We start from the raw sequence: 14,596 nt of genomic DNA, 5'->3' as shown, positions 1-14,596 counted from the left end.
GATATGCAGGAGTTAAATAAGCTTCTTGGAATTGACTGGACAAAGGGAGTTGTGAAGTTCGAGGAATTAAGAAATTATGCTAGAGGTTCATATACAACACGAAAATAATTAAAAAAGATAGCCAAACGCCTTGTCCCCCAAGGGGTTAGCTATCTTTTGTCTTTTTTAAAGTGATAAACTCGGGAGAACATGAAATGTTCTCTCAATAAAGGCGAAAGAAAGTACCAATCAACCACTGCGTCACAATGAATTCACTAACGAAAATAGGAAGGTTGAGACTTTTGTCTCAACCTCTTTTTTTTGTAAAAAGGCTATAAATGTAAAGCTTTTCATGGTGGACTGTGATATAATGGAAAAAATTAAGAAAAGAGGAACCAAGCATGTCTAAAGTTCAAGTCATCGCGCATCCGTTGATCCAACACAAATTGTCTATTCTTCGTCGGACGGATACTTCTACCAAGGCCTTCCGAGAGTTGGTTGATGAGATTGCCATGTTGATGGGGTATGAAGTACTCCGCGACCTTCCTTTAGAAGATGTGGAAATTGAAACCCCTATTACGACAACGGTTCAGAAACAATTGGCTGGTAAGAAGCTAGCTATTGTACCAATTTTACGGGCAGGTATTGGGATGGTTGATGGTCTCTTGAGTTTGGTTCCAGCTGCTAAGGTTGGGCATATTGGGATGTACCGTGATGAGGAAACCTTGCAACCCGTAGAATACTTGGTGAAACTTCCAGAAGATATTGACCAACGACGTATTTTTGTAGTGGACCCAATGTTAGCAACAGGGGGTTCCGCTATCTTAGCCATTGATTCCTTGAAAAAACGTGGTGCCAGCAATATTACCTTTGTTTGCTTGGTTGCGGCACCTGAAGGAGTAGCTGCATTAGAAGAAGCCCATCCGGAAGTTCCAATCTTTACAGCTGCTTTGGATGAGAAGTTGAATGAGCATGGTTACATTGTTCCGGGTCTCGGAGATGCGGGTGACCGTTTGTTTGGTACCAAATAAAAGTTTTTAAGTTGACCTTTACTGACCAATTAGGTATAATAAACTCATTCCAGTAAAGAAGGAGAGTACAGAATGATTCCTGTAGTTATTGAACAAACCAGTCGTGGTGAACGTTCTTATGATATTTATTCACGTCTCTTAAAAGACCGGATTATTATGCTAACGGGTCCAGTCGAAGATAACATGGCCAATTCCGTAATTGCCCAGTTGCTTTTCTTGGACGCCCAAGATTCTACTAAAGATATTTACCTCTACGTGAACACACCAGGTGGATCTGTATCCGCTGGACTTGCCATTGTCGATACCATGAACTTTATTAAAGCAGATGTTCAGACAATTGTTATGGGGATGGCTGCGAGCATGGGAACCATCATTGCTTCTAGTGGTGCTAAGGGCAAACGCTTTATGTTGCCACATGCTGAGTACATGATTCACCAGCCAATGGGTGGTACAGGTGGCGGTACCCAACAAACAGATATGGCGATCGCTGCTGAGCACTTGCTCAAAACTCGTCATACCTTAGAAAAAATCTTGGCAGACAATTCAGGTAAACCAGTGGAACAAATTCACAAGGATGCTGAGCGTGATTATTGGATGAGTGCAGAAGAAACACTTGCATATGGTTTCATTGATGAAATCATGGCCAATAACCAGTTGCCACAAGCCTAATCAGAGCGAGGAACTAAAAGAGGTTGAGACCTGGGGTCCACCTCTTTTGTTGTACAAAGGGAGCTAGCCAAGGACTGGTAGATATGATAAAATAACAGAAGGAAACGGAAAGGAGCTGGCTATGGGATTGGAGGATCGGCGCCAGGCGATCTATGTCTACCTTTATTACAATCGGGATCGTCGCAAACTATTCTCTTGGGGAGATGTGGTTTACCATTCCCGTCGGCTGCGGTATGTCCAACTTTTTGTGCCGGTTCATCGTGTTGAAGTGACGATTCAAGAGTTGGAGCAAGAAAACTATGTGCGTCAGGTTACCAAAAGTCAATTGGCTACCCTACCTCGGAGTTTTCAAGGTATCGATTTATCAACAGAGGAGACTGAGGAATAACTCAGCCTCCTTTTCTTTTTCAAAGAAAATCCAATGAAAATCTTCATGGAAAAAATTAAAAAAAATCTTAAACTTGTATTGACAATTTTCTGACAATTCTATATATTAGACTCTATAAAAAAAGAGGAGAGGTTCTATGAAACGTAAAAGCTTAGTGGCCACAATTTTAATGGCCTTTATGACATTTTTAGCGGCTTGTACACAAGTACCGGTTGCAGATGGATCCAAAGCTAAGGGGACCGAGATTGGGGATACCATCAAAGTTGGCTTTAACTTTGAAAATACTGGAGCGGTAGCTGCCTATGGTTCTGTTGAACAAAAAGGTGCCTTGCTTGCGGTCGAGGAAATGAACGAGGCTGGTGGAATTGACGGGAAGCAAATTGAGGTCATTTCCAAGGATAATAAATCAGAAACTCAGGAAGCGGCCTCTGTTTCGACTAACCTGGCCATCCAGCAACAAGTAAATGCCATTGTTGGTCCGGCAACTTCTGGTGCGACTGCGGCGGCGATTCCGAAAGCAACCATTGCTGGTGTACCGGTGATTTCTCCAAGTGCTACTCAAGATGGTTTGACTGCAGGACAAGATTTCTTGTTCGTTGGAACCTTCCAAGATTCTTATCAAGGGCGTATCATTGCTAAATATGTTTCTGATAATTTGAATGCTAAAAAAGTAGCCCTGTTTACAGATAACTCAAGTGACTACGCTAAAGGAATTGCTAAGTCATTCAAGGAAGCCTATAAAGGTGAGATTGTTATTGAAGAAACCTTCATCGCAGGTGATACCGATTTCCAAGCTGCTTTGACTAAGATGAAGGGGCAGGACTTTGATGTTATGGTTCTCCCTGGTTACTATACCGAAGCTGGTAAAATTGTGAATCAGATGCGCGGAATGGGTCTAAATCAACCTGTAGTTGGGGGAGATGGACTGAATTCTGAAGAGTTTGTTCAACAGGCGACTGCGGCGAAAGCGAATGATATTTACTTCGTATCTGGTTTTTCTTCAACCGTTAAAACTAACGATGAAGCAGAGGCGTTCAAAGTCGCTTATAAAAAGCGCTTTAATGAAGAACCAAGTACTTTCTCAGCCTTGGCTTACGATTCTATGAAGATGATGGCCAAAGCTATGGAAGGGGCAGAGAATTCTATTCAAATTCGTGACAACCTGACCAAGATTAAAGACTACGAAGGGGTAACCGGTAAAACAAGTTTTGATGCCGATCACAATACCACTAAGTCAGCCTTTATGATGACTATGCAAAATGGTAAGGTTGAAGAAGCGGTGTCCGTTCAACCTGATTAAAAGTGGAAATCGTTTTTGTATAGTCTTTTAGTTTACTTTTAGTACAAGGCAGCGAGTCGTAGACAGTACTGAAGTACGGCAAGACGAGCTAACACAGTAATAAAAGATAAACTAAAAGAGTATAATAGAATAGAGACTAATAGAATGACAAAAGTCCTCACGGTCTTGGACTAGGAGGACAGACGGTATAGAAGTATCGATCCCTTTTATTAGAAGGGAACATCTTTTTTAGGAGATTATTTCGAATGATTTTACAGCAATTATTGAATGGGCTGATCTTGGGAAGCATTTATGCGTTGCTTGCCTTGGGGTATACCATGGTATACGGGATTATCCGCTTGATCAACTTCGCCCACGGGGATGTGTACATGATGGGAGCCTTCATGGGTTATTTCTTGATTAACACCCTCCGTTTGAATTTCTTTGTAGCCCTTTTATTGGCCATGGTCGGAACGGCTGCTCTCGGGGTTTTGATTGAGTTTCTGGCTTATCGACCCTTGCGACAATCCACTCGGATTGCAGCTTTGATTACCGCTATCGGGGTATCCTTCCTTTTAGAATATGGAATGGTTTTCTTCTTTGGTGCTAATCCACGTCCTTTCCCACAAGTTATCGATACTGTCCGCTTTGACTTGGGGCCTGTATCTATTACAAACATTCAGTTGTTGATTCTAGGAGTGTCCATTTTCTTGATGGTGGTACTTCAATTGATTGTCAAAAGGACAAAGATGGGGAAAGCCATGCGGGCTGTTTCCGTGGACAGTGATGCGGCTCAGTTGATGGGGATTAATGTAAACCGCACCATCAGTTTCACCTTTGCGCTTGGTTCAGCTCTCGCTGGAGCAGCGGGTGTCTTGATTGCCCTTTACTATAACTCATTGGACCCGTTGATGGGGATGACGCCTGGTTTGAAATCCTTTGTTGCGGCGGTTCTTGGTGGTATCGGAATTATTCCTGGAGCAGCATTAGGTGGATTTGTTATCGGTATTCTTGAAACAGCGGCAACGGCTCTTGGATTCTCTGACTTCCGTGATGCGATTGTGTATGGAGTATTGATTTTGATTCTCCTAGTTCGTCCAAGTGGTATCCTTGGTAAAAATGTGAAGGAGAAGGTCTAGTCATGCAAAAAAATCTAAAGGAAAATATGATTTGGGCAGCTTTGCTGATTGCTGGCTATGCCCTGGTTACGCTTTTGGTAGAGACGAATGTTCTCAATCTCTACTATCAAATGATTTTCCAGCAAATTGGAATCAATATTATTTTGGCTGTGGGACTCAACTTGATTGTTGGTTTCTCAGGTCAGTTCTCTTTAGGACATGCTGGTTTTATGGCGATTGGAGCTTATGCAACCGCCATTATCGGGAAACAATTGCCGACCTATGGTGGTTTCCTTGTTTCTGTACTTGCGGGGATGGCCGTTGCAGGTGTTGTAGCACTCTTGGTCGGAATTCCTACCCTTCGTTTGAAAGGGGATTACTTAGCTATTGCTACCCTTGGGGTTGCAGAAATTATTCGGATCATCATCGTCAATGGTGGTGAGGTGACCAATGGTGCTGCTGGTATTTTGGGAATTCCTGCCTTTACAACCTGGCAAATGGTCTATGTCTTAGCCGCATTGACAACCATTGTGACCTTAAACTACTTGCGGAGTCCAATTGGTCGTCAGACACTTGCGGTTCGTGAGGATGAGATTGCTGCGGAATCCGTTGGGATTAATACCACCAACATTAAGGTAATGGCCTTTGTTTTCGGTGCTATCACTGCAAGTATTGCAGGATCCCTCCATGCTGGTTTTGTTGGTTCCGTTGTTCCACGCGATTTCGCATTCACGAACTCTATCAATATCCTGATTATTGTCGTATTCGGTGGTTTGGGATCTATGACTGGTACCATTGTTGCTGCAGTTGTCTTGGGACTCTTAAACATGTTATTGCAAGACGTTGCAAGTATCCGGATGATTGTTTACTCATTAGCCCTTATCCTTGTGATGATTTTCCGTCCAGGTGGTCTTTTGGGGACTTGGGAATTTAGTTTGAAGAATCTTTTGTCAAAATCAAAAAAGGAGGTTAAGTCCTAATGGCATTATTAGAAGTTAAACACTTGACAAAACATTTCGGCGGTTTAACGGCTGTTGGCGATGTAACCTTGGAATTGGACAAGGGCGAATTGGTGGGTCTGATTGGTCCTAACGGGGCAGGTAAATCGACCCTCTTCAACCTATTGACGGGAGTTTACGAACCAAGTGAAGGAACCATTACCTTGGATGGGAATGAGTTAAATGGGAAAGAGCCTTACACGATTGCTGGGCTAGGTCTTGGTCGTACTTTCCAGAACATCCGGTTATTCAAAGATTTGACGGTTCTTGATAACGTTCTTATCGCTTTTGGCAATCACCAAAATCCACATGTCTTTGCCAGCCTCTTCCGCCTTCCTCTCTACTATAAAAAAGAAGAAGAGTACAAGAAAAAGGCTATGGATCTTTTGAAAATTTTCTCATTGGAGGAGTATGCGGATACCTTGGCGAAAAATTTGGCTTATGGGCAACAACGGCTCTTGGAAATTGTTCGGGCCTTGGCGACTGAGCCAAAAATTCTCTTCTTGGATGAGCCAGCTGCTGGGATGAACCCGCAGGAGACAGCAGAATTGACGGCTTTGATCCGTAAAATTAAAGAAGAGTTTAACATTACGGTTATGTTGATTGAGCATGATATGAGCTTGGTTATGGAAGTAACTGAACGCATTTATGTACTGGAATATGGTCGCTTGATTGCCCATGGAACACCAGAAGAAATTCGCACCAACAAGCGCGTGATTGAAGCTTACTTGGGAGGAGAAGCCTAATGTCAATGTTACAAGTTGAAAATCTATCCATTCATTACGGGATGATTGAAGCGGTCCATGATGTCAGCTTTGAAGTGGCGGAAGGGGAAGTTGTGTCCTTGATTGGAGCCAACGGGGCTGGAAAAACCAGTATCCTTCGCACCATTTCAGGTTTGGTTCGCCCGAGTCAAGGACGGATTCTGTTCCAAGGCCAGGAGATTCAAAAACAGGCTGCACAAAATATCGTTGCTTCTGGCTTGTCTCAAGTACCAGAAGGTCGCCACGTATTCCCTGGTCTAACGGTTATGGAAAACCTAGAAATGGGAGCCTTTCTAAAAAAAGATCGAGAAGAAAATGCTCGAAATCTCAAGAAGATTTTTGAGCGTTTCCCACGTTTGGAAGAACGTAAAGGACAAGATGCTGCGACTCTTTCAGGTGGTGAGCAGCAGATGTTGGCCATGGGACGGGCCCTTATGTCAACTCCAAAACTTTTACTCTTGGACGAGCCATCAATGGGACTTGCTCCAATCTTCATCAATGAAATTTTTGAGATCATTAAAGATATCCAAGCTCAAGGTACAACCGTTCTTTTGATTGAGCAAAATGCCAATAAGGCTCTTGCCATTTCGAATCGCGGTTATGTGTTGGAAAATGGTAAAATTGTATTATCTGGTACTGGTCAAGAACTTCTAACCTCAGAAGAAGTCCGCAAGGCCTACCTTGGTGGATAATGGTTTAAGGAAAGGAAAAAAACATGGCTGTTAAAGAATTTATGACAAAACGTGTGGTCTTTATTGATCCAGATACATCCATTGCACATGCGGCAGACTTGATGCGGGAACAAAAGCTCCACCGTCTACCAGTTATGGACAATGACAAACTGGTCGGCTTGGTAACAGAAGGTACAATTGCAGAAGCGACTCCTTCCAAAGCAACCACCTTGTCTATTTACGAAATGAACTACCTTCTCAACAAAACCAAAGTCAAAGATGTTATGGTACGTGATGTCTTTACCCTGGATGAAGATGCAAGCTTAGAAGATGCGGTTTACTTAATGTTTAAACACAAGGTTGGTATTCTTCCAGTTATGAAAGGGGACGAGCTTCGTGGCGTCATCACTGACCGTGATATCTTTAAAGCTTTCTTGGAGGTAACTGGCTATGGGGCACCTGGTACTCGTGTTCGGGTGCGGACAACCAACCAAGTTGGCGTTTTGGAAAGTGCGGTTCATGCAGTAGTTGAACGGGATTTGAACATCGATAATGTTGTGAATATCCCTAATGCAGATGGTTCTGTAACCATTGAGTTGCAACTGGAAGGTCAGACTGATCACGATCAACTTCGGGAAGAACTTGAAAAACAAGGTTTGCAGGTAGATTATATCAAGGAAACTACGGCTAAAGCCTTCTAATTGAGTCTTCTGTTTCCAAGTGTTTTGGTAAGTTATAGGAAGCTTTTGATTTTGAAAGTAAATGAAACCTCCTTGGAGATTTCCTGAGCTACACTAGTTTGGGAACATCCAGGGAGTTTTTTACTGGATCGGAGTTGGATTTTGCTAGTGTCAAATTTCTGGAAAACAGGTATAATAGAAGGAAGAAATGAGGGAACTATGAAAAAAGGATTTTTGATTTCCATCGAAGGGCCAGATGGATCGGGCAAATCCACATTAATCAAGGAGTTAGCCCAGTTTTACAATGAAAAAGGCGTCGAGGTTGTCGTTACCAGGGAGCCTGGTGGAGTTCGGATTGCCGAGCAGATTCGACAGATTATTCTCAATCCTGACCATATGGAGATGGACGAAAAAACGGAGCTTTTACTGTACATCGCCAGTCGCCGCCAACACTTGGTGGAAAAAGTTTTACCGGCCCTCGAACGGGGAGCTTTGGTATTGATGGATCGCTTTATCGATTCGTCAGTAGCCTACCAGGGTTACGGGAGAGGCTTGGATTTGGGAGCCATTCATTGGTTAAATCAGTTTGCGACCGATGGAAGAAAGCCAGATTTGACCTTGTTACTGGATTTGCCAGCTTCTGAAGGATTGGCCCGGATTCAGGCAAGTCGCTCCGATGATGTGGACCGGCTTGATCAGGAAGATTTGTCCTGGCATGAGCAGGTGCGCCAAGGCTACTTGGCCATTGCTAAGAAAGATCCAGTGCGTTTTGTTCAAATAGATGCTAGCCAAGAATTTCAAAAGGTTTTAGCAGATGCCTTGGATATTGTGATAGAAAGTTGGTCTCTATGACTGGCCTGCTTCTACGTTTACAGGAGGCTCAGCCTGTCTTACTGAAACGGTTTCAACGCATGATTCAGGCGGGGAAAATGAGCCACGCCTACCTCTTTACCGGAGCCGCAGAGCGGTTGGATATGACTCTCTATCTCTGCCAAGCCCTCTTTTGCGATGTACCTCTTCAGGGTCTTCCTTGTGGCCAATGTCGCTCCTGTCGCTTGGTGGAGAGTCAGACTTTCCCTGACATTCATCTGGTTGAGCCTGTGAATCGGATGATTCGAACGGAACAAGTCAGGGATATCTTGACCCAGGTTTCACAATCTGGTATCGAAGGGGAAGCCCAGGTCTTTGTGTTTGAAGATGCAGAGACCATGCATCTAAATGGAGCCAATGCCCTTCTAAAATCAATGGAGGAACCGACTGGTCGCCAGTATTTTTTCTTCTTAAGTCAGTCCTCAGAAAAGATTTTACCGACGATTCGAAGTCGAAGTCAGTATGTCTATTTTCCTGAGACAGGGCAGCATTTTCAAAAAGAGTTAGAGCGAACAGGTTTATTAAAAACACAGGCTCAGTTTTTAGACCACCTGCTGCAGGGGAGGAAAAATCTTTTAGATACGATTGGACAGGCTTGGTGTCTGGAATTGGAACGCCAGGTTTTTACTTGGCTACAGCGGTTTTTAGCCGGTGACATAAAATCTTTTGTGGCCTTATCCGGTCTGGTTAGTCTTGCCGATGACAAGGACAAGCAGGGTTTGCTTTTAGATACGATTGAGATTCTATTAGGACAGGAAGTACCTGCTCGAAAGTGTCTATCCCTACTCGAAGATTTGATGGAAGCTCGAAGAGCCTGGCAGGCCAATGTTCCCTTGCTGACAAGTCTGGAACGTTTTAGTTTAAAAAATTTGTAAGAACTGTGACATAGCAGTCCTAACTGTTACTCTGTGTTTAGTCTTTCGGGCTAGCTGCTGCAAGTGATGGGACTACTGACAATCACAGTCGATTCAAAAAATTGAGGAGGAGTCCCTTGGAAAAGAAAGAATTACTAGATTCCCTTGATGCCTTCACCAATCAATTATTAACAACCTTAAATGAGATTGACAAGATGAAGGCAGTTGTGAGAGAAACCATTGAAGAGAATACAGCCCTCCGCCTTGAAAATGAAAAATTGCGGGAACGATTGACAGAAGAAGATACCCAAAATCCCGTAAAAGCAACATCTGCTCGAGAAGGCTTGAACCGTATCTATCTAGATGGATTTCATGTCTGTACAACCTTTTACGGCCAGCCACGGTCAGAAGATTGTGTGTTTTGTGATGAATTATTATTCCGAGGTTAGATGGTGCGGATTCAAAAAAGTTACAAAGAACCCAATGGAAAAGGAAGCCTTTTTCTAGTTGGTACCCCCATTGGGAATATGGAAGATATGACCTTTAGGGCCCTCAAGATCCTTGCGCAAGTGGACGCTATTGCGGCAGAGGATACCCGAGTAACCGGCCAGCTCCTCAAGCATTTTGGGATTGAACAACGCTTGATTTCCTTTCACGAACACAATGCCCAAGCCCGGATTCCAGAACTCTTGGATCTACTTGAAGAAGGTAAGGATATCGCTCAAGTTTCAGATGCCGGTTTACCGAGTATTTCAGATCCAGGCCAGGATTTGGTCCAGGCAGCCTTGGCTCAAGACATTAAGGTTGTCCCCCTCCCAGGTGCTTCCGCGGGGATAACTGGACTGATTGCCAGTGGACTTCCTGCCCAACCGCACATTTTTTATGGATTTTTGCCCCGTAAGGCAAGCCAACAGCAGAAGTTTTTGGAAACCAAGCGCCTTTACCCAGAGACCCAGATTTTTTATGAATCACCTTATCGCATTGAAGGGACTTTGGAACAAATTTTAGAGGTGTACGGGAATCGAAAGGTTGTACTGGTCCGGGAATTATCAAAGATCTACGAGGAGTTTCGTAGAGGGAAGATAAAGGATCTCTTGTCCTCGTTGGAGTCTGACCCTATAAAAGGAGAGTGCCTACTCATCCTGGAAGGATATATTGAGGAAGACCAGCCCCAATTAGATTTGCAAAGTGTTTTGCAGCAATTACGGGAACGGGTGGCGGCAGGTCAACGATTAAAAACAGCCAGTCAGGAATTAGCCAAAGTGACCGGTTACAAGGCCAAGGAACTATACAAGGCCTACCATGAAGAAGTAGAACAGGGAGAAGAGTAAGCGATGTATGACTATTACGGCCATCCACGCTGCACGACAAGTAAGGCAGCAGAAAAAGAATTAAAAAGCTTGGGTATTGAAAGTCACTTTATCGACTTGACCCAAGAGGCACCTAGTCCAGCACAGTTGGAAGCTTGGATGGATCAGGGAACCTGGTCAATCAAGGCTTTTTTCAACACGAGTGGAAATAAGTATCGGGAGTTGGGGCTAAAAGATCAGATTTCGTCAATGAGTCAAAAAGAGGCGGCTCAATTATTGTCAACAGATGGTATGCTGATCAAGCGTCCGCTCCTGGTGAAAGATGGGACCTTACTGCAAATTGGGTATAGGACCCCATATGCGGATTTAGAACTATAGGAACTATCGATGGCAGAATACCTTTCCGTTGGAACCTTAACCAACTATCTGAAACGGAAGTTTGACAAGGATCCCTATCTAGAACGGGTCTTTTTGACCGGTCAGGTCTCTAATTTTCGGGTCCGTCCCAATCACCAGTATTTTTCTTTGAAAGATGATCAGGCAGTGATTCAGGCGACTATGTGGGGGCCTATTTTTAAGAAATTGCCTTTCACCTTAGAAGAAGGTCAGCAATTGAATGTTGTGGGGCGTGTCCAATTATATGCCCCGAACGGTTCCTACTCCATTTTGATTGAACAGGCTGAGCCAGCTGGCGTTGGAGAATTGGCTCTTCGTTTTGAACAACTAAAAAAAGAACTTACGCAAGCGGGTTATTTTAAGTCTGAGCACAAGCAGGAATTACCGGCTTTTAATCGAAAGATTGGGGTAGTGACCAGCCAGAGTGGAGCGGTTATTCAAGATATTATCACGACAGTGAATCGGCGCTTTCCTGGTTTGAGTATTCGGCTGTATCCGGCTAAGGTTCAAGGTGAGGGTGCGGCAGAGGAAATTGCGGCTCAGATACAAAAGGCCAATCAGGCGGAGGACCTGGATGTTCTGATCGTCGGCCGCGGAGGTGGTTCAATGGAAGACCTCTGGGCTTTTAACGAAGAAGTCGTGGTTCGAGCCATCTTCGAATCTCGCCTACCTGTGATTTCAAGTGTAGGCCACGAAACGGATGTCACCCTGGCAGATTTTGTGGCGGACAAGCGGGCGGCAACTCCTACCGCAGCGGCAGAATTGGCGACGCCTTATACCAAAGCTGATTATTTCCTAGCTCTGGAGCGTAGCCAATTGCGATTGAAGCAAGTTGTGGACCAGCAGCTGAAGGTAAAGGGAGAGCGCTTGGAACGGATTCAGCAATCCATTCTATTCCGCCAACCTGAGCGACTTTACGATACTTATTTGCAGAAACTAGATCATCTAGATCAACAGCTTAGCCAGGTCTTGGACCGCCGTCTGCAAGCAGTCAGTCACCGCTATCAGCTTCTCAATCAGGCCTTGGTGCGGCAAAGCCCAAGCCCTCAACTTGAGCGGCTTAACCAGGAAGTGCTTGTATTGGACAAGGACTTGCGGAGATCCATGCATCTCTTGGTCCAGAAGGCTCAACAACGGTTTCAAGTGGCGAGTGATGCTCTTTTACAGTTAGAATTAAGTCAAATACTCCAGCGCGGTTATGCCTTGGTTCGTAAGCAGGAAAGAATTGTTTCCAATGTCGAACTAGTCCAGCCAGGAGATAGCTTGTCCATTCAGTTACAGGATGGTCAATTAGAAGTAGAGGTAACCCATGTCCAAGAATCAGACGTTTGAAGAAAAAATGCAGGAATTGGAGCTTTTGGTCCGACGGTTGGAGCAAGGGGAAGTTCCCTTGGAAGAAGCCTTACAGGAGTTTCAGAAAGGAATGATCTTAAGTCAAGAGCTCCAAAAGACCCTGCAAGATGCTGAAAAAACCATGGTCACCATAATGGGGGCTAATGGTCAAGAAACGGAAATGAAATCATGAAGCAACAGACTCAAGCCCTGGAGGATGTCCTCCAAGCATTCTATCAATCCGATAGTCCGGACCCAGTCTTGGTTGAGAGTATTCTCTATTCCATTGAGGCAGGCGGAAAACGACTAAGGCCCTTGATTCTACTGGACCTTCTTCAAGGATTTGGACTCAAAATCGAAGAAGGTCATCTGAAAGTGGCAGCGGCCTTAGAGATGATCCATACAGGAAGTTTGATTCATGATGATTTACCAGCAATGGATGATGATGACTACCGTAGAGGACAACTCACAAACCATAAAAAATATGGGGAGGCAGCCGCTATTTTGGCAGGGGATAGTCTCTTCTTGGATGCCTTTGCGCTATTAGCACAAGCTCAACTTCCTGCTCCGAAAGTCGTGAAGCTCACAAATCTTCTTTCATTGGCTTCTGGTACCTACGGGATGGTTGGCGGGCAGAGTTTGGATATCCGTTCGGAAGGCCAGGCCATCACCCTAGTGCAATTGGAGCAAATTCATCACCATAAAACGGGTCGACTCCTGCACTTTCCGTTTGTGGCTGCTGGGATTTTAGCTGACGTTGATGAGCAAACGGCTGAAGATTTAGATCAATTAGGTCAGCTGCTTGGTTTAGCTTTTCAGGTTCGCGATGATATTTTAGATGAAACGGCTAGTTTTGAAGAGTTAGGAAAAACTCCCAAAAAGGATGTTGCTGCTCAAAAAGCGACCTATCCTGCGTTTTATGGCTTGGATGCTGCGAAGACCTTGCTGAGGGATTTATTAGCCCAGATTGATCGCTTACTCCAAAAATTGGAGGAGCAAGGGTTTGACGCTCAAATAATGAAGGAAAGAATTGAAGGACTTGCAATTGGCAACTAAGGAAAGAGTGGATGTTTTGGCCTTGCACCAAGGCCTTTTTGAAACAAGGGAACAGGCTAAACGGGGGGTTATGGCAGGTTTGGTTTTGCACCAAGACTCTGGTCACCGTTTTGATAAACCTGGGGAGAAAATCCTAGCAGATACCCCTTTAAAACTCAAGGGTGAGACCCTGCCTTATGTCAGTCGGGGTGGTTTGAAATTAGCGAAGGCATTGGATGTTTTCGGTATTGATCTCACTGACCAATATACCATCGATATTGGTGCCTCTACAGGAGGTTTTACAGATGTTATGTTGCAGGCAGGTGCCAAGCAAGTGTACGCCGTGGATGTTGGAACCAATCAATTGGCTTGGAAACTTCGTCAGGATCCTCGTGTGATCAGCCGAGAACAATACAATTTCCGTTATGCGGATCCGCAAGATTTTCAGCCACAACCAAGTTTCGCCTCTATTGACGTCAGTTTTATTTCTCTAAGTCTCATTTTACCCAGTTTAGCAGCTGTGCTAGAAGACAAGGGCCAGGTAGTGGCCCTTGTCAAGCCGCAGTTTGAGGCAGGTAGGGAAGCCATTGGCAAAAAGGGGATTGTAAAGGAAGCCAAGGTCCATGAAGAAGTTTTGAATCGGGTCATGACCATGGCTCAAGGGCTGGGATTTGGAGTCCATGGGGTGGACTTTTCTCCCATAACCGGTGGTCAAGGGAATATGGAGTTTTTGCTCTACTTAAAACGGGATAACAGTCCAGCTCTTCCTCTTGAACAAATAAAAGAAACGGTAAAGAAGGCACATGAAACATTCTAAGATAGATAAGGGACACCGCCAGGCCCTCATACGGTCCTTGATCCAGCAAAAAACAGTGCGAGGACAAAAAGAAATTATGGATTTCTTGGCCAGTCAAGGATTGGTGGCGACGCAAGCAACAGTTTCCCGAGATCTTCGTGAATTGGGGATTGTCAAGGGAGGTGAGGTTGGCTACCAAGTACAGCCGGCTGTCAAAAAAACGCCGATTCTGCATGTGATGCGTCAGGATAACATGATTTCCATTCAGGTTACACCTGGCCAGGCCTTGCTTTTCAAAAAAGAGGTCTGGTCCCGCTATTCTTCGGATATTTTCACTATTTTATCTGACGATGACACGGTCTTGATTGTTGTCAAGACTGGAGTAGATTCGCAGGAAATGTCAGATGCACTAGAAAATTGGTAAGG

At 44.5% G+C, this 14,596-nt stretch carries 18 protein-coding genes and 1 pseudogene; all 19 read left to right on the top strand.

From position 1 onward, the window contains the following. Positions 1–380: 380 nt before the first annotated feature. Positions 381–1,010 carry a uracil phosphoribosyltransferase gene (gene upp / locus JEQ21_RS06610; RefSeq protein ID WP_196091698.1) on the top strand — a complete coding sequence of 210 codons (630 nt, stop codon included), beginning with the start codon at positions 381–383 and terminating at the stop codon, positions 1,008–1,010. A gap of 69 nt (positions 1,011–1,079) precedes the next feature. Next, positions 1,080–1,679, top strand: a pseudogene (locus JEQ21_RS06605) (ATP-dependent Clp protease proteolytic subunit); the annotation flags it as partial. 121 nt (positions 1,680–1,800) lie between these two features. Then, the gene (locus JEQ21_RS06600; protein WP_199364620.1) at positions 1,801–2,067 is read left to right on the top strand and encodes a DUF2129 domain-containing protein; all 267 of its coding nucleotides are present in this window, start codon (positions 1,801–1,803) and stop codon (positions 2,065–2,067) included. A 136-nt stretch (positions 2,068–2,203) separates the two neighbouring features. Further along, positions 2,204–3,367: an ABC transporter substrate-binding protein gene (locus JEQ21_RS06595; RefSeq protein ID WP_196966984.1), complete on the top strand. Its 1,164-nt coding sequence runs from the start codon at positions 2,204–2,206 to the stop codon at positions 3,365–3,367. A gap of 248 nt (positions 3,368–3,615) precedes the next feature. Further along, on the top strand, positions 3,616–4,485 hold the full coding sequence (locus JEQ21_RS06590; RefSeq protein WP_196091728.1) for a branched-chain amino acid ABC transporter permease: 870 nt from the start codon (positions 3,616–3,618) through the stop codon (positions 4,483–4,485). A gap of 2 nt (positions 4,486–4,487) precedes the next feature. After that, on the top strand, positions 4,488–5,444 hold the full coding sequence (locus JEQ21_RS06585; RefSeq protein ID WP_199364619.1) for a branched-chain amino acid ABC transporter permease: 957 nt from the start codon (positions 4,488–4,490) through the stop codon (positions 5,442–5,444). After that, entirely contained in the window at positions 5,444–6,208 is a 765-nt protein-coding gene (locus JEQ21_RS06580; RefSeq protein ID WP_196966982.1) for an ABC transporter ATP-binding protein, read from the top strand. Before JEQ21_RS06585 ends, JEQ21_RS06580 begins: the two co-directional genes overlap by 1 nt. Then, a complete protein-coding gene (locus JEQ21_RS06575) occupies positions 6,208–6,918 on the top strand; it encodes an ABC transporter ATP-binding protein (protein WP_196091703.1) in 711 nt (236 codons plus the stop codon). The genes JEQ21_RS06580 and JEQ21_RS06575 overlap by 1 nt, the downstream gene beginning before the upstream one ends. A 23-nt stretch (positions 6,919–6,941) precedes the next feature. Beyond that, positions 6,942–7,598 carry a CBS domain-containing protein gene (locus tag JEQ21_RS06570; RefSeq protein ID WP_199364618.1) on the top strand — a complete coding sequence of 219 codons (657 nt, stop codon included), beginning with the start codon at positions 6,942–6,944 and terminating at the stop codon, positions 7,596–7,598. A gap of 198 nt (positions 7,599–7,796) precedes the next feature. Beyond that, positions 7,797–8,429, top strand: a complete 633-nt coding sequence (gene tmk / locus JEQ21_RS06565) for a dTMP kinase (protein WP_199364617.1) — start codon at positions 7,797–7,799, stop codon at positions 8,427–8,429. Beyond that, a complete protein-coding gene (locus JEQ21_RS06560; protein ID WP_199364616.1) occupies positions 8,426–9,322 on the top strand; it encodes a DNA polymerase III subunit delta' in 897 nt (298 codons plus the stop codon). The genes tmk and JEQ21_RS06560 overlap by 4 nt, the downstream gene beginning before the upstream one ends. A gap of 116 nt (positions 9,323–9,438) precedes the next feature. Next, the gene (locus JEQ21_RS06555; RefSeq protein WP_196091707.1) at positions 9,439–9,750 is read left to right on the top strand and encodes a DNA replication initiation control protein YabA; all 312 of its coding nucleotides are present in this window, start codon (positions 9,439–9,441) and stop codon (positions 9,748–9,750) included. A gap of 3 nt (positions 9,751–9,753) precedes the next feature. Continuing rightward, the gene (gene rsmI, locus JEQ21_RS06550; protein WP_199364622.1) at positions 9,754–10,632 is read left to right on the top strand and encodes a 16S rRNA (cytidine(1402)-2'-O)-methyltransferase; all 879 of its coding nucleotides are present in this window, start codon (positions 9,754–9,756) and stop codon (positions 10,630–10,632) included. A 3-nt stretch (positions 10,633–10,635) separates the two neighbouring features. Continuing rightward, positions 10,636–10,989, top strand: coding sequence for a Spx/MgsR family RNA polymerase-binding regulatory protein (locus JEQ21_RS06545; protein WP_199364615.1), 354 nt, complete (start codon positions 10,636–10,638; stop codon positions 10,987–10,989). Between the two features lie 9 nt (positions 10,990–10,998). Next, the gene (gene xseA, locus JEQ21_RS06540) at positions 10,999–12,339 is read left to right on the top strand and encodes an exodeoxyribonuclease VII large subunit (RefSeq protein WP_199364614.1); all 1,341 of its coding nucleotides are present in this window, start codon (positions 10,999–11,001) and stop codon (positions 12,337–12,339) included. Beyond that, positions 12,317–12,532, top strand: coding sequence for an exodeoxyribonuclease VII small subunit (locus tag JEQ21_RS06535; protein WP_196091710.1), 216 nt, complete (start codon positions 12,317–12,319; stop codon positions 12,530–12,532). Before xseA ends, JEQ21_RS06535 begins: the two co-directional genes overlap by 23 nt. Next, positions 12,529–13,395 (top strand): polyprenyl synthetase family protein, encoded by an 867-nt coding sequence (locus tag JEQ21_RS06530; protein ID WP_199364613.1) that lies wholly within the window; start codon positions 12,529–12,531, stop codon positions 13,393–13,395. Before JEQ21_RS06535 ends, JEQ21_RS06530 begins: the two co-directional genes overlap by 4 nt. After that, complete coding sequence (locus JEQ21_RS06525; RefSeq protein WP_233340790.1) at positions 13,379–14,191, top strand: TlyA family RNA methyltransferase; 813 nt, start codon at positions 13,379–13,381, stop codon at positions 14,189–14,191. Before JEQ21_RS06530 ends, JEQ21_RS06525 begins: the two co-directional genes overlap by 17 nt. Then, positions 14,178–14,594 carry a hypothetical protein gene (locus JEQ21_RS06520; RefSeq protein ID WP_196091712.1) on the top strand — a complete coding sequence of 139 codons (417 nt, stop codon included), beginning with the start codon at positions 14,178–14,180 and terminating at the stop codon, positions 14,592–14,594. The genes JEQ21_RS06525 and JEQ21_RS06520 overlap by 14 nt, the downstream gene beginning before the upstream one ends. Positions 14,595–14,596: the final 2 nt, after the last annotated feature.

The sequence above is a fragment of the Streptococcus sp. 121 genome (assembly GCF_016458205.1).
Taxonomy (GTDB): Bacteria; Bacillota; Bacilli; order Lactobacillales; family Streptococcaceae; genus Streptococcus.
This window is presented reverse-complemented; position numbering and strand designations above follow the sequence as displayed.